Below are 19,614 nucleotides of genomic sequence, written 5' to 3'. Positions count from 1 at the left end.
GACGTTCCGTCGTGCATCCACAGGGCTCGGCGTGCGGTCGTCAGCTGTGGAACGCTTGCCGGATGCTCATCGCCTACGTCGATGAATCGTACGATCGGGACTACTACTTCATCGGCGCGGCGATCGCCACGTTCGAGCAGTGGGAAGCCGTCACGGGACGGTTCGCCGAGATCCGTCGTCGAACCGCTCGTGAACACGGCACGGCAGACGACATCGAGTTCCACGGTCACGAACTCATGGGGGGCAACGGCCCCTGGCGTGCGCTCCGTGGCCGACATCGCGAGGCAGCGGGTGTCTCGACCGCCGTGCTCGGAGCGACGGCCGAATGCGGTGTCCGGTACATCTTCCGAGGCGTCGACGTCGCGCGACTCAACGCACGGTTCCGCTACCCCCGGACGCCGCACGCCGTCGTGTTCGGACACCTGCTCGAACAGATCGACGACTACACCGCCCAGGAGGATCCCGACGAGCAGGCGATCGTCGTCGCCGACGAGATCACGACCCAGGCCGACCACCAGCGCGCGTTCTCGGGCTACCAGGAGTTCGGCACGACGGGCGAACGCCGATCGCTGCTCCGCCACATCTCGGCTCCGATCAACTTCGCGTCTTCGCGGCTGAGCGACGGCCTGCAAGCAGTCGATCTCGCCGTGTACGTGCACTTCCGGCGGCAGCGCGTCGACAACCCACATCCGGCCGCCCGCAGGACGCTCGACCGGCAGTGGCGTCAGATCGCTCCCGCGATCGCACACGACCAGAACTGGGTACCGTGACGAACTGCCCGACTCGAGAACGAAGGCCCCGCGAGCGGGGCCTTCGGCTGGCGACGTTCCGGGATCCGGCCCGTCGTGCTTCCATCATATGTGTCGACGCGGAGCAGTGCGAGACGTTCGGCGATCGGTAGGGTGACGCCATGAAGACGACCGTCTGGGCTGCCGTCCGCCTCGCGCTGGCAGCCGCGTCCGTTGCCGGGGTCGTCACCCAGGTCGTGCTGAGTGTGCGGGTCGACTTCAGCCTGGTGAGCGTCTTCAGCTACTTCACGATCCTCGGCAACCTCTACGCCAGCACCGTGTTCGTGATCGGCGCGGTCCGGTTGCTCCGAGGTGTTCCGTCGTCGCGCGGGTGGGAACTGGCACGGGGCGCCGCGGTCGTCTACCTGGCGTTCGTGGGCATCGTGTTCAACACCCTGCTCGCCGGCGCGGACCTCGGCGAGCTCCTGCCGTGGGTGAACGTCGTACACCACATGGTCGTCCCGGCTGCCGTCGTGGTCGACTGGTTCGTGGACCGTCCGCGCCACCGGCAACCGTTCTCGACGGTCTGGGCGGCCGCGATCGTGCCGGCCGTGTACACCGTCTACACGCTGGTCCGCGGCGCGGTCATCGGCTTCTACCCGTACCCGTTCTTCAATCCCGCGCGCGTCGGCGGGTACGGCGGTGTCGCGCTGTACTGCGCCGCGCTGCTCGTCGGCTTCCTGGTGATCGCCGTGCTCGTGCGTGCGTCCGGCAACGCGCTCGCCCGACGGACGGCGGTCGTCGAGTCGCGCTGATCACACGCTCGACGACCGACCGGCATCAGTCCTCGACGTCGAAGACCACGACGCGGTCGCTCGCGCCCTGGATGTAGGCGGCGACCGGCTGGTGCTCCTCGTGGGGCAGGTACCCGGCGAGCGCCGCGCGCTCGCGGAAGCGCACGACGAGCATCCAGTCGAAGCCCCCCTCGAGTCCCTCGGTGCTGATGCTCTCGCCGGACCGAACGGACTCCACCCCGTCGATCCGTGGCAGGTGCTCGCGCACGAGGGTGTCGGCCTGCGCCGATCGATCAGCTGCCTCCCCGTCCCAGGCGACGAGGACCACGTGTGTCGTCCCGCTCATCGTGTCCTCCTAGAAGGCCGGGGTCCCGCCGGCGATGGTGATCGTCGACCCGGACTGGTAGCTCGACTCGGGGCTGATGAGGTGCACGTACGCGGCGGCGAGTTCGGCGGGCTGGCCGGGGCGGCCGAACGGTGACTGCTCCCCGAAGTGCGACACGGTCTCGGCGTCGTCGGAACCCGGCTGGAGCGGCGTCCACACCGGTCCCGGAGCGACGGAGTTCACGCGGATGCCCTTCGGGGCGAGCTGCTGGGCGACGGCCTCGGTGAACAGCTTGATCGCACCCTTCGACACCGCGTAGTCGATCTTGTCCGGCGACGGCGTGCTCGCCTGGATCGAGCCGGTCGTGACGATCGTGGAGCCGGGCTCGAGGTGCGGCACGGCGGCCTTGGTCAGCCAGAACAGCGAGTAGATGTTCGTCTTGAACGTCGAGTCGAAGTGCTCGGTCGTGAGCGTGAGGATGTCGTCGTTGCTGTCCATCCGACCGGCGACCATGACCAGCGTGTCGAGGCCGCCGAACTCGTCGACGGCCTTCTGGACGAGGTCGGCGCAGTACTGCTCGTCGGAGATGTCGCCGGGGAAGAGCACCGCGCGACGCCCTTCGCCCTCGAGCAGGTCGCGGACCTGTTCGGCGTCCTCCTGCTCGTCGGGCAGGTAGGAGAGAACGAGGTCGGCGCCCTCGCGGGAGAGCGCGATGGCGGCGGCACGGCCGATCCCCGAGTCGGCACCGGTGACGATGCCCCGGAAGCCCTTCAGCCGTCCGAGGCCGACGTAGCTGTCCTCACCGTGGTCGGGCTTCGGGTCCATCTTCCACGCGGCGCCGGGGAGCGACTGCTCCTGCTCCGGGTACGGCGGTGCGGGGTAGAGGGTGTTCGGGTCACGCTTGTCGTACTGGCTCATGCGCTCCACGATGCCCCTCGCCCCCTCCGCGGTGGTCCAGGGCGCTGTACCCGTGGCCGCAGCGACAGCGTCTCGAGCGACCGCCTGCAAACCACCCGGGCGACCGCTCCGAAAGCTCTGTGGGCGTCATGAGCGCCCCGCCGGTGCGACGCAGCACCGATCGTCCTGAGAGAGAGGTCGCATCATGACCAGCAACGCAGCAACGAACCGCATCGGGTACGGCTCCACCTGGACCCAGAAGGGCGCCTTCGTCTTCGGGGTCGTCTTCCTCATCGTCGGCATCGCCGGGTTCATCCCCGGTCTGACCATGGACATGGGCTCGATGTCGGTGGCCGGACACGGTTCGATGGCACTCCTGCTCGGGACGTTCCAGGTCTCCGTGCTCCACAACATCGTCCACCTGCTGTTCGGCGTCGTCGGGCTGCTCGCGGCCCGCAGCGCTCGCGGTGCCCGGCTCTACCTGGTCGTCGGCGGCATCGTCTACGCGATCCTGTTCGTCTACGGCCTCTTCACCGCGGGTATGGCCGACCCGGCGAACTTCGTGCCGCTCAACAGCGCCGACAACGTGCTGCACCTGATCCTCGCCGTCGCGATGATCGTGCTCGGCCTGCTCCTGCCGCGCGTCGGGACCCGTCGGGCCTGACCACCGCTCGACGGCTCCCCGCCGAGCGCATCGATGACCGGAGCCGGTCTGGACCACACGATCAGGTGGCCCAGGCCGGCTCCTCGTCGATCGACCCGCGGTCTCGTCAGCGGGCGGGGGCGCTCCCGAGCACGAGGTCCCGTACCTGCGCAGCGGCACCGAGCGCCACGGCGTCGGACCCCAGCGTCGACAGGGCCAGCCGGATCGGCGCCCCGCTGACCGGGGGCTCGAGCGCGATGGCGGCGGTGATCGCCGGCTCGAGCAGGTCCCACGACCGCGCGATCCCACCACCGATGACGATGGTCGTCACGTCGAGGATCCCCGCCGTCAGCAGTGCCGCACGGGCGAGACCCCACCCGGCGGTCTCGAACACCGCGGCGGCGTCGGGGTCCCCGGCGCGCGCGGCGTCGGCGACCTCGCGCGCGGTGACGCGGCGTCCGGAGCGCTCGGCGTAGCGGTCGGCGATGCCCCGGGCTCCGGCGATGGTCTCGAGGTGACCCACCTGCCCGCACGTGCACAGCGCGTCGCCGAAGCCCGGCACGTGACCGATCTCCCCCGCCGCACCCCGGGGTCCGGCGAACAGCGAACCGCCGAGCACGAGCGCCCCGCCGACCCCGGTCCCGAGCGTCATGCCGAGCACGTCCGACTCCCCCGCCACGGCACCGGCGGCGATTTCGCCGAGCAGGAACGCGTTCACGTCGTTGTCGAGCGTCGCGGGGACGCCGAGGGCCGACGTGACCGCGTCCGTCACGCCGTAACCAGCCCAGCCGGTGAACGAGTTGCCGGTCACCAGCACCGTTCCGGTGCTCGCGTCGACGACACCGGCGGCGCCCACCCCCACTCCGGTCACGGAGGCGCGGTGCCGGTCGAGCAGGTCCGTCACGGCGCCGAGGGCAGCCGTCACGATCGCGGCGCCACCCGCGTGCGCGGGTGTCGGCAGGTCGATGCGGTCGATCACCTCGAGCGCCGGGGTCGCGAGGACCACCTTCGTGTTCGTGCCGCCGACGTCGACGCCGGCGACGACCTCGCTCACGCGGTCACCGCCCCGAGGGTGGCGAGGCGCTCGGCCCGGCGTTGCCGCTGCACGACCGGGTCCGGGACGGGCACGGCGGCGAGCAGCCGTCGGGTGTAGTCGGTGGTCGGGTGCACGAGGGTCGCCCCCGTCGCGCCCTGCTCCTCGACGACGCCCTGACGCATCACGACGACCCGCTCGGCGAACTGCTGCACCACGGCGAGGTCGTGCGAGACGAACAGACACGCGAACCCGAGGTCGTCCTGCAGTTCGCGGAGCACCTCGAGCACCGTCTCCTGCACGCTGACGTCGAGCGCACTGGTCGGTTCGTCGGCGACGAGCAACCGCGGGGAGAGCACGAGCGCGCGGGCGAGGGACACACGCTGCCGTTGCCCTCCCGAGAGTTCCCGTGGGGCGCGGGACGCCAGGGTGCGGGGCAGCCGGACGGCGTCGAGCACCTCGTCGACGCGCGTGCGCCGATCGGCGGAGGACATGCCGCGACGGTGCACGGCGAGCGGTTCGGCGATGCACTCGGCGACGGACATCCGGGCGTCGAGCGACGCCACCGGGTCCTGCAGCACGACGCCGATGCCCGATCGGAGCGATCGCCGGTCGCGACCGCGGACCGAGCGGAGGTCCGAGCCGAACAGGTGGACGCTGCCGGACGTCGGCGCGACGAGGCCGAGCGCGACCCGGGCCGCGGTGGACTTGCCGGAGCCGGACTCCCCCACCAGGCCGACCGTCTCGCCGGCGTGCACGGCGATGTCGACGCCCTGCAGCGCGTGCACGGCACGCGCTCCGCGCCCGAAGGTCACCGAGACGTCGCGCAGGTCGACCACCGGGGCCGGGCCGCGCCTCCCGTCCGACACGTCCGCGACCGACGCCGCGGACGCGCCGGACGCACCGGGGGTGACGGCCCTGCTGGGCCCGCCGGCCACGGCCAGCCGCGGGACCGCCGCGAGCAACCGCTTCGTGTAGTCGTGCTCTGGTCGGAGCAGCACGTCCTCGACGGAACCCGTCTCGACGATCGACCCCTGCAGCATGACCGCGACCCGGTCCGCGAAGTCCGCGACGACACCCATGTTGTGGGTGACGAGCAGGACTCCGGTGCCGGTCTCCGCCGCCAGCCGACGCAGGAGCTCGAGGATCTCCGCCTGCACCGTCACGTCGAGCGCCGTCGTCGGCTCGTCGGCGATCAGGAGCTTCGGCGAGTTCGCGATCGCCATCGCGATCACCACGCGCTGGCGCTGGCCACCGGACAGCTGGAAGGGGAACGCCCTCGCGCGCTGCGCCGGCGAGGGGATGCCGACGCGGTCGAGGAGCTCGACGGCGCGGGCTGCGGCGTCCTTCGCCGGGACGTCGCCGTGGTTCCGGACGACCTCGGCGATCTGCGCCCCGATCCGGGTGAGCGGGTCGAGGGCGGTCGCGGGCTCCTGGAAGACCATCGAGACTGTGCTGCCACGGAGCGAACGCAGGGCGGGCTCGGCGGCGCCGACGATCTCGTGCCCGTCGACGACCGCGCTCCCGGTGGCGGTGGCGTTGCCCGAGAGCAGCCCCATCGCGGCGAGGGCGACGGTGGACTTGCCGGAACCGGACTCCCCGACGAGCGCGAGCGTCTCGCCGGGCTCGACGTGCAGGGACACCCCGCGGACGGCGTTGACCGTGCCGGACTCCGTGCGGAAGGTCACCCCGAGGTCGGTGGTGGTCAGGATGGACATCAGCGGCCCCTCACGTCGAAGGCGTCCCGGAGCCCGTCGCCCACGGCGTTGAACGCGCAGACGACGAGGATCACGGCGAGACCCGGTGGCAGGATGAGCCACCACCGCCCCGAGTACGCGGCGGTGAGTCCTGCCGAGAGCATGCCACCCCAGTCCGTCGCGGGCGCCTGCACGCCCAGCCCGAGGTAGGAGACGTAGGCGACGAGCAGGATCGCGTCGGCGACCTGGAAGGTGGCGGCGACGACGATCGTCGACACCGAGTTCGGCAGCAGGTGGCGTCCGATGGCGCGGGCGTGCGAGCCGCCGATCGCCCGGAGCGTGAGCACGTAGTCGCGGTTCTTCAGGGTGAGCGTCTCGGCACGGATGAGTCGGGAGGGCACGAGCCAGGACACGAAGCCGAGGATGACGATGAGTCCCCACACTCCCGGCGTCGTGATCGCCGAGATGACGAGCAGGATGAAGAGCGCCGGGATCGCGATGCCGGCGTCGACGACGCGCATCATCACCGCGTCGACCCAGCCGCCCACGTACCCGGCGATCGAACCCCAGAGGGTGCCGACGACGGTGGCGAGGATCCCCGCTGCGATGCCGACCATGAGCGACACCTTGCCGCCGAACATCAGGCGGCCGAGCACGTCGTGCCCGACGGCGTCGGTGCCGAGCAGGTGTGCGGCACCCGGGGCGAGGTTCGCCTGGGAGAGCTGGGTGTGCGTCTGGTCGGTCGGGTACAGGAAGGGACCGACGAAGCAGAACAGCACGATGACGACGATGACGACGAGGCCGATCACCGCGAGGGTGTTGTGGCGGAAACGACGGACCGCGAGCCGCCAGCCGGTGGCGGCGACGACGACGGGCGCGCCGGGCGCTTCGGGTGCCAGCTGTGCGCTCATGCGCGGCCTGCCTTCACTCGGGGGTCGATGAGGGACTGCGCGACGTCCGCGAGCAACGTGCCCACGACCGTCGCGACGGAGATGACCAGGACACAGCCGAGCAGCGTCGGGTAGTCTGAGGTCTGCGCGGCGTTCCAGAACAGCAGCCCCATGCCGGGGTAGTTGAACAGCTGCTCGGTGACGAGCGCCCCGCCGAACAGCACCGGCAGGTAGTACCCGAGCATCGCGACCACCGGGGTGAGCGAGTTCCGGAAGACGTGCCGACGCAGGATCGCGGCGGTCGAGGCACCGCCGGCGCGGGCGGTGCGGACGTAGTCCTCCTGCAGGTTCTCGAGGGTCGAGGCCCGCATGTACCGGCTGAAGACGGCGATCATGGCGAGGGCCCCGGTGACGACGGGGAGCACGAGCCCGGCCGGGTCCTGGAAGACCTCGGCGAGGGTGTTGCCGCTCGGCGCCTGGGACGGCAGCCACGGCAGCTGCTGGCTGAACACGATGATCAGGACGAGCCCGAGGAAGAACGCGGGCGTCGAGTAGAACACGAACGCCAGGGCGGTGGCCGCGTAGTCGACCGCACCGTTGCGGCGGACTGCCTGCCACATGCCGACCGGGATCGCGAGCACGATGCCGAGCACCGCGGACATCCCGGTGAGGACGAGCGTCTTCGGCAGCCGCTCCGCGATGAGCTGGGCGACCGGCTCGTTGAGCGTGTACGACGTCCCGAGGTCGCCGGCCAGCAGACGGCCGAGGAACCGGAGGTACTGGACGGGCAGCGGCTGGTCGAGCCCCTGCGCCGAGTTGAACGCGGCGATCTGCGCGGGTGTCGCGGAGACGCCGAGGACGCCGCGGGCGGGTCCGCCCGGCAGGGCGTGCAGCAAGCAGAACACGACGATCGTGACGATGAGGATCACCGCGAGCGCCTGCAGGACGCGCCTGGTGAGGTAGAGAGCTGAGATCATGCGGCTTCCGTCGTCGGGATCGGTGCGGTGGGGATTCCTGGAGGCGCGGTGCGGGTCGGACCCGCACCGCGCCTCCCGGGGTGGTCACGGTCTTACTTCGACCACTTCCACTGCGCGGGGTGGAAGTTGGCGAGCGAGTCCTGGTCGAACCCGGTCAGGCCCTTCTTGACGACCGAGATCTGGTAGTCGGGTTCCGGCAGCCAGATCACGGGCAGGTCCTTCGCGAGCGCCGCGCTGTAGTCCTGCACGGCGGTCGGGTCGGGCGACGTGGTCGTCGCGTCGATGAGCTTGTCCACGTCGGCGTTGGAGTACGACCCGAAGTTCGCCGAGCCACCGGTCTGGAAGAGCGACTCGCCGGTCGGGTAGGCCGGGAAGTACCAGCTGCCCGCGGTGCCGAAGAAGGAGAGGTCCCAGTCGCAGCTGGCCTCGTCGCTCGTGCAGGTCGGGGTCTGTGAGAGGACGCTCGACACCGGCGCGGTCTTGATGGTGAAGCCGATGCCGGTCTTCGCGAGCGAGGACTGGATCGCGCTCATCATGTTGTCGGTGACGGTCGAGCCGGACTGCGAGAGGACGTTCATGGTGAACTTCGTGCCCTTCTCGACGCCCTCGCCGCACTGGCTGTCGGACGTGCCCGGGTCGGTGCAGACCATCGTGCCGCCCTGCTCCTCCCAGCCGTGGCTCGTCAGCAGCGCCTTGGCCTTCGCGGTGCTGAACGGGTACGGGTTGTCCTTCTGCGTGCTCGACACGTAGTCGGACTCCTGCGCCTGCGGGATCGGCCCGTAGGTCGATGTGGCGGTGCCGTTGAAGACGACCTTCGACAACGAGGTCTGATCGATCGACATCTGCACGGCCTGGCGGGCGTACAGCTGCTTGAAGACGGCGCCCATGGTCGGGTTGTTGAAGTTGTACGGCATGTACGTGATCGCCCACCCGGTCCAGGGCTCCACGTCGTAGCCCTTCGACGTGAAGGACGACTTCTGGTCCATGTCGGTGGCGTTGATGTAGCCGTAGTCGACCTCGCCGGAGCGGACCGCGTTCACCTCGGCGTCGGCGGAGGTGAAGGGCAGCAGGTTGACGGTCGTGATGGAGGGCTTTTCGCCGCCGTCGTACTTCTTGTTGGCGGTGAGCGTGACCTTGCCGGCGGTGGTGAACGACTGCACACCGTACGGCCCGGAGATCGTCTTCCACAGGTCGTCGCTGGCGTAGTCCGAGATCTTGCCGGCGGCGGTGTTGAGGTACTTCCACACCTGCTTCGCGCCGTCGGTCGTCTCGTCGGCGTTCCCGACCGAGCCGCTCGCGCTCGTCTTGTCCCAGGCGTGCTGCGGGAGCGGGATGATGTGGCTCAGCTGGTTCGCGAGCATCCAGTCCGGGTTGTACGCCTTGTCGAAGGTGATCGTGAAGTGCGTGTCGTCGTCGGCTTTGAACGAAGTCCAGTTGTCCGGCGCCTTGCCCTTCGAGTACGAGCCCCACTCGTCCTTGTTCGCCTTGATCAGGTTGAACCAGAACTCGACGTCACGGCTCGTGATCGGCTTGCCGTCGGACCAGTGCCGATCACCGAGGGTGACGGTGACGCTCTTCGAGTCGCTCGCGAACGTCGCGTCCGTCGCGACCGAACCGGCCTTGTTCCACGCGATCTTGCCGGTGGAGCCGTCGTAGGCGACGAGCGGCTCGTACAGCGATTGCGCGATGGAACCGTTGTTCGTGTTGAGGTGCGCGGCGGTGCCGATCGGCAGGATCCAGTTCGGCGTGAAGTTGGCCGGCAGCGCGTAGTTGATCTCGTCGGAGTTGCTGCCGGACGAAGCGTTGCCGCCCCCGGAGCAGCCGGCGAGCAGCGCGCTCACGGCGATCGCGGCTCCGGTGAGGAGCGCCCAGCGACGGGGCTTGGTCATGTGTGTCTCCTGGTGCGTGGGAGGTGTCGGGGAGTGGAGCACGCGTGCCGATCGGCACGGGGACAGTCAATGACCAAAGGCGTTGGAAAAACAAACATCTCCGTGTAAATAGTTCGTTTCTGCCGTTCCGGCGAAAGGGTGGACCGGTCGATCTGCCGCTTAGGCTCGGCTCTGCGGTCACTCGTCGATCGCGTTTCCGCCGGATTGGAGAAAGTAGTGCCGGACCTCAGTGCCCGCGTCCTGGAGCTCGTCGCGTCCGGGCAGGCCTCCAGCCGGACGGAGATCGCCGCGCTGCTCGGCGCCGCCCCGTCGACCGTGTCCCACGTGGTCGCGCAGCTCCTGTCCCACGGCTTGCTCGCCGAGGAGGGCACCGACGTCTCGACCGGCGGTCGCCCCCGCAAGGTGCTCCGCATCGGCGGGACCGACGAGTACGCGGTCGCCGCGGACGTCGGCGGAGGTCACGCGCGCATCGGCATCGTCCTGCCGGGAGGCGCGCTCGAGTCGGTCGCGAACGTCCCGTTCGCGCTCTCCGACGGCCCGACCGCAGGACTCCAGCGGCTGGCCGCGCTGCTCGAGCGGCTCGCCGACGAGCGCGGTCGCGACGGGCTGCGGGGCGTCGGGCTGAGCCTGCCCGGGCCGGTCGACGTCGAGGCCGGCGTGGTCGACCTGCCGAGCCGGATGCCGGGGTGGAACGGGTTCCCGGTGGCGTCGTGGCTGACCGAGCGGTTCGGGTTGCCGGCGGTGGTCGACAACGACGCGAACTGCATGGCGGCGGGCGAGCAGACCGTGCAGGACCCTGCCCGGCGACAGACCGTCACGATCAAGGCGGGATCGGCGATCGGTGCCGGCATCGTCATCGACGGACGGCTGTACCGCGGTGCGACCGGGTCGGCCGGGGACATCACGCACGTGCGGATCGACGCCGCCGGGGACACCCCGTGCTCGTGCGGCAACACCGGGTGCCTCGAGACCGTGGCCTCCGGTGCCGCCCTCGTCCGGATCCTGTCCTCGGCCGGGGTCGACGTCACCTCGACCGCCGACGTCGTCCGCCTGGCCTCGGACGCGCACCCCGAGGCGACCCGGGCCGTGCGGCTCGCGGGCCGGTACCTCGGCGAGGTCCTGGCCGCGAACGTCAACTTCTTCAACCCGGACGCCGTGTACCTCGGCGGCATCCTCTCCACCCTCGACCCGTTCATCGCCGCCGTGCGGAGCCAGTTGTACGAGAGCTGCCACCCCCTCATGACGCAGCACCTCGTCATCGAGCCGGTCTCGCTCGGCGCCGACGCGGGGCTCGTCGGGGCCGGCCAGTTCGCCCTGCAGCGGGGCCTGGCCGCGTCGCTCGAGGAACTGTCCGCGCCCATCCCGCAGTCCCCCACCAGGAACAGGAACGTCCGTGTCTGAGCCCGTGTCCACCGCCCCCACCACCCGCCGCCCGGTCGTCGCGATCGCCGGTCTCGCCATCGAGACCTCGACGTTCACACCGACGCGCACCCTCGCACCGGCGTTCCACCCGGACCGCGGCGACGAGGTCGTGGCGCGGTACCCGTTCCTCGCGTCGTACGCCGACCGGGCCGACTTCCGCGGCGCGCTCATCGGGCACGCGTTGCCCGGCGGCGTGGTCGACCGCGACTCGTACGAGTCACTGGCGTCGGAGATCGTCTCCCGCTTGGCCGCGATCGGTCCGGTGGACGGGCTCTGGTACGACATCCACGGCGCGATGGTGGTCGAGGGGCTCGACGACGCCGAGACGGACCTGCTCGGACGCATCCGCGAGGTCGTCGGACCGGACGTCGTCGTGTCGGCGTCCATGGACCTGCACGGCAACGTCACGGCGGAGCTCGCGCACCAGGTCGACCTCGTCACCTGCTACCGGATGGCCCCGCACGAGGACGCCCTCGAGACGAAGGAGCGCGCGGTCCGCAACCTGGTCGACGTGCTGACGACCCGACCGGTCGGCGAGCAACGTCCCGTGAAGGCCTGGGTGCCGATCCCCGTCCTGCTCCCCGGCGAGCAGACCTCGACACGCCTCGAGCCCGCTGCCTCGCTGTACGCGCAGGTGCCGCTCGTCGAGCAGTCCGAGGGCGTGCTCGACGCGGCGATCTGGGTCGGCTACGCGTGGGCCGACCAGCCCCGCGACCGTGCGGTCACCGTGGTCACCGGCTGGGACACCGACGCCGTCGCCAGGGGCGCCGAACGCCTCGCGCGGGCCTTCTGGGACGTCCGCGAGGACTTCGTCTTCGTCGCGCCGACGGGCTCGTTCGACGAGTGCCTCGCCGCCGCGCTGGCGCCTGGTGCCGCGAAGCCGTTCTTCGTGTCCGACTCCGGGGACAACCCGACCGCGGGCGGCTCGGGTGACATGACGTGGGGGCTGACGCAGGTGCTCGCGAACCCGGCGTTCGCCGACGCGGACGGCCCCACCGTGATCTACGCGAGCGTCCCCGGCCCCGCGGCTGTGGCAGCCGCGGTGGCGGCCGGCGTCGGTGCGACCGTCACCGTGACGGCGGGAGCGTCGGTCGATGCCGTCCACGCCGGGCCGATCACGATGACCGGACGCGTGCACGCGATCAAGCACGGTGACCGGGACGCCGAGACCGAGGTGGTGCTCCAGGTCGGCAGCGTGTTCGCGATCCTGACGGCGCTCCGGAAGCCGTACCACCACGAGCACGACTTCACGGACCTCGACCTCGCCCCGCGGGACGCCGACGTGGTCATCGTGAAGATCGGGTACCTCGAGCCGGAGCTCTTCGACATGGCCGCCGACTGGATGCTCGCGCTGACGCCGGGCGGCGTCGACCAGGACCTCGAGCGGCTCGGGCACCACAGGATCGTCCGCCCGATGTTCCCCTACGATCGAGTGTTCCCGTCGGCGCCGGACCTCGGCGCCCGGATCATCCCGCCGTCGAACGAACCGCTCGGAGCCATCGCGTGACCACCGCCGCCCCCGTCGCCCTCGAGATCGCCGTCACCTCCCCCGCGGGCGCGATCGTCGCACGGGACGGCGGCGCGGACCGCGTCGAGCTCTGCGTCGGTCTCGAGCTCGGGGGCCTCACGCCGTCCCAGGCGCTCGTCGAGACGACCCACGAGACCGGCATCCCCGCGCACGCGCTCGTCCGGTGTCGGCCCGGCGGGTTCGTGCACACCACCGACGAGGTCGACCTCATGGTCCGCGAGGTGCGCGCCGTCCTGCGGTCCGGGGCAGCCGGTGTCGTGGTCGGTGCGCTGCGACCGGACGGCACGCTCGACGAGACCGCCCTGCGACGCTTCGTCGACGCCGCACGCTCGGTCAGCGCGAGCGCCGAGGTCACCCTGCACCGCGCGATCGACCACGCGGCCGACCCCGTCGCCGCCGCGGGCTCCCTCGCCGACCTCGGGTTCACCCGGGTGCTGACCTCCGGCGCGGCCCCCACGGCGGTGGCCGGAGCCGCGACCATCAGCCGCATGGTCGCGGCCGCCGGACCCGTGCAGGTCATGGCGGGCGCCGGGGTCACCCCGGCCGACGTCCCCGCTCTCGTCGCGACGGGAGCCGCCGCCGTGCACCTCTCGGCGAAGCGGCCCGCGGCCGACAGCGCCCACGCGGGCGTACCGATGGGCGGCGCGGACGACGGGTCCGCGCACTTCGTCACCGACGCCGAGGTGGTGGCGGCGGCCCGCCGGGCCCTCGACGCCTGACCAGCCCGTCACGCGGGAATGGACCGCGGGGCTCCGTGCTTGAGGCCCGCATGACCTCGTCAGCAACGCGCCGCGGGTGGCTCAGCGTCGCATCCGTCGCACTCGGATCGTTCGTCCTCGTCCTGTCCGAGTTCCTCCCGATCGGCCTGCTCCCGGCCATCGCCGCCGACCTCGACGTCGGCGTCGGCACCGCGGGCCTCATGGTCGTCGCGACCGGCCTCGTCGGAGCGGTGGCCGCGCCCGTCGTCACCGTCTGGACGTCGGCGCTCGACCGTCGGGTCGTCCTGATCGCGCTGACGGTGCTGCTCGTCGTCGCGGACGCGCTCGCAGCGGTGGCGCCCTCGTTCTGGGTGCTGCTCGTCGCCCGGATGCTGCTCGGCGTCGGCATCGGCGGCTTCTGGGCGATCGGCGCAGGGATCGCCGGACGCCTCGTCCGCCCCGAGTCCGTGATCCGTGCCACGTCCCTCATCACCGCCGGGGTCTCCGTCGCGACCGTCGTCAGCCTGCCCCTCGGCGCCCTCGTGTCGTCGCTCGCCACCTGGCGGCTCGCGTTCGTGATCGGCGGCGTGCTCGGGCTCGTCGCGCTCGGCCTGCAGCTCGCGATGCTGCCGCGCATCCCCGCCCAGCAGCGCGTCCGGTTCAGCACGCTGGGGTCGCTGCTCGGCGTCTCCCGCGCCCGGGTCGGCTTGATCGGTGCCGCCTTCCTCTTCGCGGCGCAGTTCGCCGCGTACACCTACATCGCGCCGTACCTGCAGGACCTCGTCGGGGTCGGCGCGGACACCGTCACCGTCGCACTCCTCGTCTTCGGCATCGCGGGCATCGTCGGCAACTTCGCCGCCGGGTTCACGCTCAGCCGGAGCGTCCTGGGCACGATCGGCTCGGCGAAGTTCGTCCTCGCCGGCGCGGTCGTCCTCCTCCCGCTGCTCGCACACTCGGTCGTCGGGGTGTTCGTCCTGCTGGTCGTGTGGGGCCTGGTGTGGGGAGCACTGCCGCTCGGCATGCAGACCTGGATGTCCACGGCGTCGCGCGCGGGCTCGGAGACCGGACTCGCGTTGTTCGTGACGACGATCCAGTTGGCGATCGCGGCGGGGTCGGTGCTCGGTGGGGCTGCCGTGTCGTCGTTCGGGCTGGCCGTCGACTTCTGGCTCGCGGGCGGCGTCGCGGTCCTCGGGGCGATCGTGCTCGTCACGCTGGGGGCGCGCCGCTCGAGTGCCGCTCCGGCCGAGGTCACCGCTCCGGCGGGGGCCGCAGCTCCGGCGGAGCCCACCGCGACCGGTTCCGTCGCCGTCGCCTGCCCCTGACGGCACCACCCGCGGTCAGCCGAGCCGGACGACCCGGTCCGCCCCGGCGATGACCGTCGGGTCGTGCGTGGCGTGCACGACGACGACGCCGGACGCAGCCTCGTCGGCGAGCGCGCGGACGACGAGCCGACTCGACTCGGCGTCCACCCCGGTCGTGGGCTCGTCGACGAGGAGCACCCTCGCCTGCTGAGCGAGTCCCAGCGCGACGAGCGTCCGCTGGCGCTGCCCGCCGGACAGCTCGTCGAGCGGCCGATCCGCCAGCGCCGCGATCCCCATCCGGTCGAGCTGCTCGTCGACGACGTCGCGGTCGGCGCGCGCGAGCGGTCGCCACCACGGTCGGCCGGCCCACCGTCCCATGCGGACCGTCGCACGGACGGTGAGCGGGAGCGTGCTCGGCGGGACCGCCTGGGTCACGTAGGCGACGCCGCCCGAAACGCGGCACATGACCGCCCCGGCATCCGGCGTCAGGACCCCGGCGAGCGCGTCGAGCAGCGTCGACTTGCCCGACCCGTTCGGTCCCGTCAGCGCAGTGACCGAACCGGCGGGGAAGCCCGCATCGACCCCGTCGAGGACGATCCGGTCGCCGCGGCGGACGACCAGTCCTGCGACGTCGAGGGCGATGGGGTCGGTCGTCGTGGCCACCTGTGGACTCTATCAGTATCGATAGTCATTTTCATGTAGCGTCTCCCACCGTGACCTGGCTGACCGATCCCCTCTCCGTCGACTTCATGGTCCGAGCCCTCGTGGGCGGCGGGCTGGCGGCGGTGCTCTGCGCGGTCGTCGGCACGTGGGTCCTCGTCCGCGGCATGGCCTTCCTCGGCGAAGCACTGTCGCACGGCATGCTCCCGGGGGTCGCGGTCGCGTCGCTGGCCGGGTTCCCCCTGGCACTCGGAGCAGCCGTCAGCGCCTGCGTCATGGTGCTGGGCGTCGCCGCGCTCCGCCGTCGGGCCCGACTCTCGTACGACACGTCGATCGGGCTGCTCTTCGTCGGCATGCTCGCGCTCGGCGTGATCATCGTCTCCTCCTCGAGATCCTTCGCCACCGACGTCACCGCGATCCTGTTCGGCGACGTCCTCGCCGTCACCCGTGCGGACCTCGCCGGCCTGGCCGTCGCCGTCGTGGTGGCCCTCGGGACCGCAGTGGTGTTCCACCGGTCGTTCACGGCAGCGGCGTTCGACACCCGCAAGGCCGCGACCCTCGGTCTCCGTCCGCGGTTCGCCGAGGTCGTGCTCGTCGGGCTCGTCACGCTCGCGGTCGTCGCCTCCTACCGAGCGGTGGGCACGCTCCTCGTCGTGGGACTGCTGCTCGCACCGGCCGCCGCCGCACGCGCCTGGACCCGACAACTGGGCTCGACGACGGCGCTCGCGGCCGGGATCGGCATCGCGGCCGTGCTCGTCGGACTGCTCGCGTCGTGGCACCTCGGGACCGCCGCCGGTGCGAGCATCGCCGCGGTCGCCGTCGCCGGGGTCGTCCTCTCGCGCGCGGCAGCCGCACTCACCGTCCGGGTCGGGCCCGGTACCGCCCGGACAGCACCACCGACACCAGCACCTCGAGAGGCAGCATGATCCACTCCGACCCTCGCGCCACTGCGCGCTCCCTGCTCACCGCGAGCCTCACCGTCGGACTCGCCGTCACGGCGGCGGGATGCTCGGCCGGGACGATCCCCGGCGGCGTCGACGCGACCACACGCCCGCACGGTTTCGTCGAGGGCGCGACCGAATCCCAGGAACCGCAGCTGCGCCTCCTGGCCGTCTCCGGGACGGGCGAGACGACGCTGCACGACCTGCTCAGCGGCGAGACGACCGCGCTCGACGACGTCGAGGCACCCACACACTCCGCGACCGACGGCAGGTTCCTCGTGACCAGCTCGGGCGACCGCACGACGATCGTGGACGGCGGTGCCTGGACCGTCGACCACGGCGACCACACGCACTACTACGCCGCTCGGCCGCGGGTCGTCGGCACCCTCGCGGGAGGCGGTCCGGTCGAGGTCCACTCGTCGGAGTCGACCACGACGATCGCCTGGCCGGAGCGGGAACGCGCGGTCGTCCTCGACCGCGACGCGCTGGGCCAGGGTTCCCTCGAGGAACGGGCCAGGATCGACGCGCGGGTCCTGCTCCCCGACGGAGACCGCCTCGTCGCCGCGACGGACGACGTCGTCCGCGTGCTCGACGCCGACGGCTCGCCGAGCGGCACCGAGGCTGCGTGCACCGACCCGGCCGGGGGCATCGTGACCCGGGCGGGTTCGGTGGTCGGGTGCTCCGACGGCGCGGTGGTCGTGGACGACGACGGCGCGACGACGGTGCCGTTGCCCGACGGCGCCGAGCGGCCCACCGCCTTCGCCGGGCGGGCGGGACGTCCGACCGTCGCCGGCGTCGCCGGTGACGCCGGCTTCTGGTTGCTCGACGGCCGCGAACGCTCGTGGCGCCTCGTGCCGACCGAGCGCCCGCTCCGGACCGTGACCGCGGTCGACGACGCCGACGAGCACGTGGTCGCCGTCGACGACACCGGCCGGGTCGTGGTGCACACGCTCGCCACCGGAGCGGTCGCCGCGACCGACCCGCTCGTCGCCGGTGCGGCGACTCCCCTGCTGCAGCTCGACGCGAACCGCGCCTACCTGGCCGACCGTGGGACGGGGACCGTGCACGAGATCGACTTCGCCGACGGCGCGCGGGTCGCCCGGACGGTCGACCTCGGCGTGGCCCCGGCGGCGTTCGCGGAGGTCGGGCTGTGACGCGGACACGGGCAGGCTCCGTCGTCGTCACGATCCTCGCGGCGGCGGGTGTCGCCCTCGGCGCCAGCGGGTGCACCGCAGCCCCCGGGCAGGACCGACCGCTCGTCGCCGTCACCACGAACATCCTCGGCGACGTGGTGTCCGAGGTCGTCGGCGACGCCGCGGACGTGATGGTGCTCATGCCCGCAGGTGCTGACCCGCACTCGTTCGAGGTCTCCGCGCAGGAGGCCGTTCAGCTCCGGTCCGCCGACCTCGTGGTGGAGAACGGGCTGGGCCTCGAGGAGGGCGTGACGAGGCACGTCCGGGCCGCGGCCGACGACGGCGTCCCGGTCTTCACGGCCGGTGACGCCGTCGACGCCCTCGAGTGGACGACCGAGGACGACAGCGGTCCGGATCCGCACCTCTGGACCGATCCGGCGCGGATGGCCGACGTCGTCGAGGCGCTCGACGAGGAACTCCGCGTCGTCGGCGTGCGGCCGACGGGCACGGCGGACTACCTCGACGACCTGCACGCACTCGACTCGGAGATGGAGCGCGCCTTCGACACGCTCGCCCCCGGGCGGCGCGCCCTCGTGACGAACCACCACGTCTTCGGGTACCTCGCCGACCGGTACGACTTCCGGGTCGTCGGAGCCGTCATCCCGAGCGGGACGACACTCGCCTCGCCCAGCGCGGCCGACCTCAGGGACCTCGCCGACGCCGTCGAGGAAGCGGGGGTCCCGACCGTCTTCGCCGATGCATCACAGCCAGCCCGCCTGGCGCAGGTGTTGGCCGACGAGGTCGACGTCCACGTCGAGATCCGATCCCTCGCGACCGAGTCGCTCACCGAGGACGGAGTCGCCTCCACGTACCTCGGCATGATGCGGTCCAACGCGGATGCGATCGTCGACGGACTGTCGGTTCGTAATTGAGAATGAGAATCAGTATAGTGTTCTTCATGACGACGATCAAGTCCCCGCGCACCGCGGCACTGCCGGCCGCCCTGCTCAGCGCGGCCGCCCTCGCCCTCACCGGCTGCGCCGCCGACGCTTCCCCCTCCGATCCCACGGGCACCGCGACCGGTCAGGCCGACGACACCCGCATCGCACTCACGTACGACGGCGGCCTCCTCGTCCTCGACGACGACCTGCGCGTGCTCACCGACGACGCCGTCGACGGCTTCACCCGCGTCAACCCCGCCGGTGACGGTCGGCACGTGCTCGTCACGGTGCCGAGCGGGTTCCGGGTCCTCGACACGGCGGCCGACCCCGCCCTCACCGACGCGGTCTTCCCCGCCGACACCGGCGGACACGCGGTCGTGCACGGTGACCACACGGCGCTCTTCGCCGACGGCACCGGACAGGTGACGACCTTCGACAACACCGAGCTCGACGGGGCCGAGCTCCCGGACACCGAGACGACCGAGTCGGAGGCCGCGCACCACGGCGTCGCGATCGTCCTGGAGGACGGCACGCTGCTCACCACCATCGGCGACGAGGAGTCCCGCAGCGGTGTCCGCGCGCTGGACGAGGACGGGAAGGAGACCGCCCGCTCGGAAGAGTGCCCGAACGTGCACGGCGAGGGCGCGGTCGAGGGCGACGTCGCGGTCTTCGGGTGCACCGACGGCGCACTCGTGTACGACGACGGCGCGTTCACGAAGATCGACGCTCCGACCGAGTACGGCCGGACCGGCAACCTGTTCACGACCGACACGTCCTCGATCGCACTGGGCGACTACAACGACGACCCGGACAGCGAGGGGTACCTCCTCCACCAGATCGCCCTGATCGACGCGGCAGCCGGCTCGTACCGGGTCGCCGACGTTCCGGAGGGCGTCGGCTACACGTTCCGCGACCTCGCTCGTGGCCCCGAGGACGAGGCCGTCGTGCTCGGCGACGACGGCGCGCTGCACACCTTCGACACGTCGTCCGGTGAGCTGCTCGACTCGTTCCCGGTCATCGACCCGTGGGAGGGACCGGCCGAGTGGCAGGACGCCCACCCGGCGCTGAAGGTCGTCGGTGACGTCGCGTACGTCACCGACCCGGCCGAGCGGAAGGT

The 19,614-nt window shown here is 71.6% G+C and carries 19 protein-coding genes; 11 read left to right on the top strand and 8 right to left on the bottom strand.

All coding sequences use genetic code 11. The features are described from left to right. The first annotated feature begins 62 nt into the window (after positions 1–62). Together Q7F20_RS02600 and Q7F20_RS02595 are read left to right on the top strand one after the other, a co-directional pair. Positions 63–770, top strand: coding sequence for a DUF3800 domain-containing protein (locus tag Q7F20_RS02600; protein ID WP_305738554.1), 708 nt, complete (start codon positions 63–65; stop codon positions 768–770). A 140-nt stretch (positions 771–910) separates the two neighbouring features. After that, a complete protein-coding gene (locus tag Q7F20_RS02595; RefSeq protein ID WP_305738553.1) occupies positions 911–1,543 on the top strand; it encodes a Pr6Pr family membrane protein in 633 nt (210 codons plus the stop codon). Between the two features lie 25 nt (positions 1,544–1,568). Here Q7F20_RS02595 and Q7F20_RS02590 read toward each other — a convergent pair whose 3' ends face one another. Together Q7F20_RS02590 and Q7F20_RS02585 are read right to left on the bottom strand one after the other, a co-directional pair. Continuing rightward, positions 1,569–1,868, bottom strand: coding sequence for a Dabb family protein (locus tag Q7F20_RS02590; RefSeq protein WP_305738552.1), 300 nt, complete (start codon positions 1,866–1,868; stop codon positions 1,569–1,571). 9 nt (positions 1,869–1,877) lie between these two features. After that, positions 1,878–2,765, bottom strand: a complete 888-nt coding sequence (locus Q7F20_RS02585; protein WP_305738551.1) for an SDR family oxidoreductase — start codon at positions 2,763–2,765, stop codon at positions 1,878–1,880. Positions 2,766–2,949: 184 nt separating this feature from the next. Here Q7F20_RS02585 and Q7F20_RS02580 point away from each other — a divergent pair, with 184 nt between their 5' ends. Beyond that, positions 2,950–3,408: a DUF4383 domain-containing protein gene (locus tag Q7F20_RS02580; RefSeq protein WP_305738550.1), complete on the top strand. Its 459-nt coding sequence runs from the start codon at positions 2,950–2,952 to the stop codon at positions 3,406–3,408. Positions 3,409–3,514: 106 nt separating this feature from the next. Here Q7F20_RS02580 and Q7F20_RS02575 read toward each other — a convergent pair whose 3' ends face one another. The 5 genes from Q7F20_RS02575 to Q7F20_RS02555 all read right to left on the bottom strand — a co-directional run bounded on the left by Q7F20_RS02575 (position 3,515) and on the right by Q7F20_RS02555 (position 9,873). Then, a complete protein-coding gene (locus Q7F20_RS02575; protein ID WP_305738549.1) occupies positions 3,515–4,441 on the bottom strand; it encodes an ROK family protein in 927 nt (308 codons plus the stop codon). Next, a complete protein-coding gene (locus Q7F20_RS02570; RefSeq protein ID WP_305738548.1) occupies positions 4,438–6,138 on the bottom strand; it encodes an ABC transporter ATP-binding protein in 1,701 nt (566 codons plus the stop codon). The genes Q7F20_RS02575 and Q7F20_RS02570 overlap by 4 nt, the downstream gene beginning before the upstream one ends. Beyond that, a complete protein-coding gene (locus Q7F20_RS02565; RefSeq protein ID WP_305738547.1) occupies positions 6,138–7,028 on the bottom strand; it encodes an ABC transporter permease in 891 nt (296 codons plus the stop codon). The genes Q7F20_RS02570 and Q7F20_RS02565 overlap by 1 nt, the downstream gene beginning before the upstream one ends. Continuing rightward, on the bottom strand, positions 7,025–7,984 hold the full coding sequence (locus tag Q7F20_RS02560) for an ABC transporter permease (RefSeq protein WP_305738546.1): 960 nt from the start codon (positions 7,982–7,984) through the stop codon (positions 7,025–7,027). The genes Q7F20_RS02565 and Q7F20_RS02560 overlap by 4 nt, the downstream gene beginning before the upstream one ends. A gap of 92 nt (positions 7,985–8,076) precedes the next feature. Continuing rightward, positions 8,077–9,873, bottom strand: a complete 1,797-nt coding sequence (locus Q7F20_RS02555; RefSeq protein ID WP_305738545.1) for a peptide ABC transporter substrate-binding protein — start codon at positions 9,871–9,873, stop codon at positions 8,077–8,079. A 216-nt stretch (positions 9,874–10,089) separates the two neighbouring features. On the opposite strand from Q7F20_RS02555, the gene Q7F20_RS02550 reads away from it, so the two are divergent. The 4 genes from Q7F20_RS02550 to Q7F20_RS02535 are packed head-to-tail and all read left to right on the top strand — an operon-like array spanning position 10,090 to position 14,843. Further along, entirely contained in the window at positions 10,090–11,274 is a 1,185-nt protein-coding gene (locus Q7F20_RS02550) for an ROK family protein (RefSeq protein ID WP_305738544.1), read from the top strand. After that, the gene (locus tag Q7F20_RS02545) at positions 11,267–12,802 is read left to right on the top strand and encodes a M81 family metallopeptidase (protein WP_305738543.1); all 1,536 of its coding nucleotides are present in this window, start codon (positions 11,267–11,269) and stop codon (positions 12,800–12,802) included. The genes Q7F20_RS02550 and Q7F20_RS02545 overlap by 8 nt, the downstream gene beginning before the upstream one ends. Next, positions 12,799–13,542 carry a copper homeostasis protein CutC gene (locus tag Q7F20_RS02540; protein ID WP_305738542.1) on the top strand — a complete coding sequence of 248 codons (744 nt, stop codon included), beginning with the start codon at positions 12,799–12,801 and terminating at the stop codon, positions 13,540–13,542. Before Q7F20_RS02545 ends, Q7F20_RS02540 begins: the two co-directional genes overlap by 4 nt. 50 nt (positions 13,543–13,592) lie before the next feature. Further along, on the top strand, positions 13,593–14,843 hold the full coding sequence (locus tag Q7F20_RS02535) for an MFS transporter (RefSeq protein WP_305738541.1): 1,251 nt from the start codon (positions 13,593–13,595) through the stop codon (positions 14,841–14,843). 15 nt (positions 14,844–14,858) lie between these two features. On the opposite strand, the gene aztA is transcribed toward Q7F20_RS02535, so the two are convergent. Continuing rightward, the gene (gene aztA, locus Q7F20_RS02530; protein WP_305738540.1) at positions 14,859–15,485 is read right to left on the bottom strand and encodes a zinc ABC transporter ATP-binding protein AztA; all 627 of its coding nucleotides are present in this window, start codon (positions 15,483–15,485) and stop codon (positions 14,859–14,861) included. Positions 15,486–15,535: 50 nt separating this feature from the next. Here aztA and aztB point away from each other — a divergent pair, with 50 nt between their 5' ends. From aztB to Q7F20_RS02510, 4 genes are all read left to right on the top strand, one after another. Beyond that, a complete protein-coding gene (aztB, locus tag Q7F20_RS02525; RefSeq protein WP_305738539.1) occupies positions 15,536–16,408 on the top strand; it encodes a zinc ABC transporter permease AztB in 873 nt (290 codons plus the stop codon). After that, a complete protein-coding gene (locus tag Q7F20_RS02520; protein ID WP_305738538.1) occupies positions 16,405–17,577 on the top strand; it encodes an ABC transporter in 1,173 nt (390 codons plus the stop codon). Before aztB ends, Q7F20_RS02520 begins: the two co-directional genes overlap by 4 nt. After that, entirely contained in the window at positions 17,574–18,488 is a 915-nt protein-coding gene (locus Q7F20_RS02515; protein WP_305738537.1) for a metal ABC transporter substrate-binding protein, read from the top strand. Before Q7F20_RS02520 ends, Q7F20_RS02515 begins: the two co-directional genes overlap by 4 nt. A gap of 26 nt (positions 18,489–18,514) precedes the next feature. Beyond that, positions 18,515–19,614 (top strand): hypothetical protein (locus Q7F20_RS02510; protein ID WP_305738536.1); only part of this gene is annotated, 1,100 nt, incomplete at its 3' end.

The organism is Curtobacterium sp. A7_M15 (genome assembly GCF_030705415.1).
Taxonomy (GTDB): Bacteria; Actinomycetota; Actinomycetes; order Actinomycetales; family Microbacteriaceae; genus Curtobacterium.
This window is presented reverse-complemented; position numbering and strand designations above follow the sequence as displayed.

Excerpts from the sequence above, each read along its gene's own strand:
- Q7F20_RS02600 (WP_305738554.1), top strand. The coding sequence starts at position 63 with ATGCTCATCGCCTACGTCGATGAATCGTACGATCGGGACTACTACTTC.
- Q7F20_RS02595 (WP_305738553.1), top strand. The coding sequence starts at position 911 with ATGAAGACGACCGTCTGGGCTGCCGTCCGCCTCGCGCTGGCAGCCGCG.
- Q7F20_RS02590 (WP_305738552.1), bottom strand. The coding sequence starts at position 1,868 with ATGAGCGGGACGACACACGTGGTCCTCGTCGCCTGGGACGGGGAGGCA.
- Q7F20_RS02585 (WP_305738551.1), bottom strand. The coding sequence starts at position 2,765 with ATGAGCCAGTACGACAAGCGTGACCCGAACACCCTCTACCCCGCACCG.
- Q7F20_RS02580 (WP_305738550.1), top strand. The coding sequence starts at position 2,950 with ATGACCAGCAACGCAGCAACGAACCGCATCGGGTACGGCTCCACCTGG.
- Q7F20_RS02570 (WP_305738548.1), bottom strand. The coding sequence starts at position 6,138 with ATGTCCATCCTGACCACCACCGACCTCGGGGTGACCTTCCGCACGGAG.
- Q7F20_RS02565 (WP_305738547.1), bottom strand. The coding sequence starts at position 7,028 with ATGAGCGCACAGCTGGCACCCGAAGCGCCCGGCGCGCCCGTCGTCGTC.
- Q7F20_RS02560 (WP_305738546.1), bottom strand. The coding sequence starts at position 7,984 with ATGATCTCAGCTCTCTACCTCACCAGGCGCGTCCTGCAGGCGCTCGCG.
- Q7F20_RS02555 (WP_305738545.1), bottom strand. The coding sequence starts at position 9,873 with ATGACCAAGCCCCGTCGCTGGGCGCTCCTCACCGGAGCCGCGATCGCC.
- Q7F20_RS02535 (WP_305738541.1), top strand. The coding sequence starts at position 13,593 with ATGACCTCGTCAGCAACGCGCCGCGGGTGGCTCAGCGTCGCATCCGTC.
- Q7F20_RS02520 (WP_305738538.1), top strand. The coding sequence starts at position 16,405 with ATGATCCACTCCGACCCTCGCGCCACTGCGCGCTCCCTGCTCACCGCG.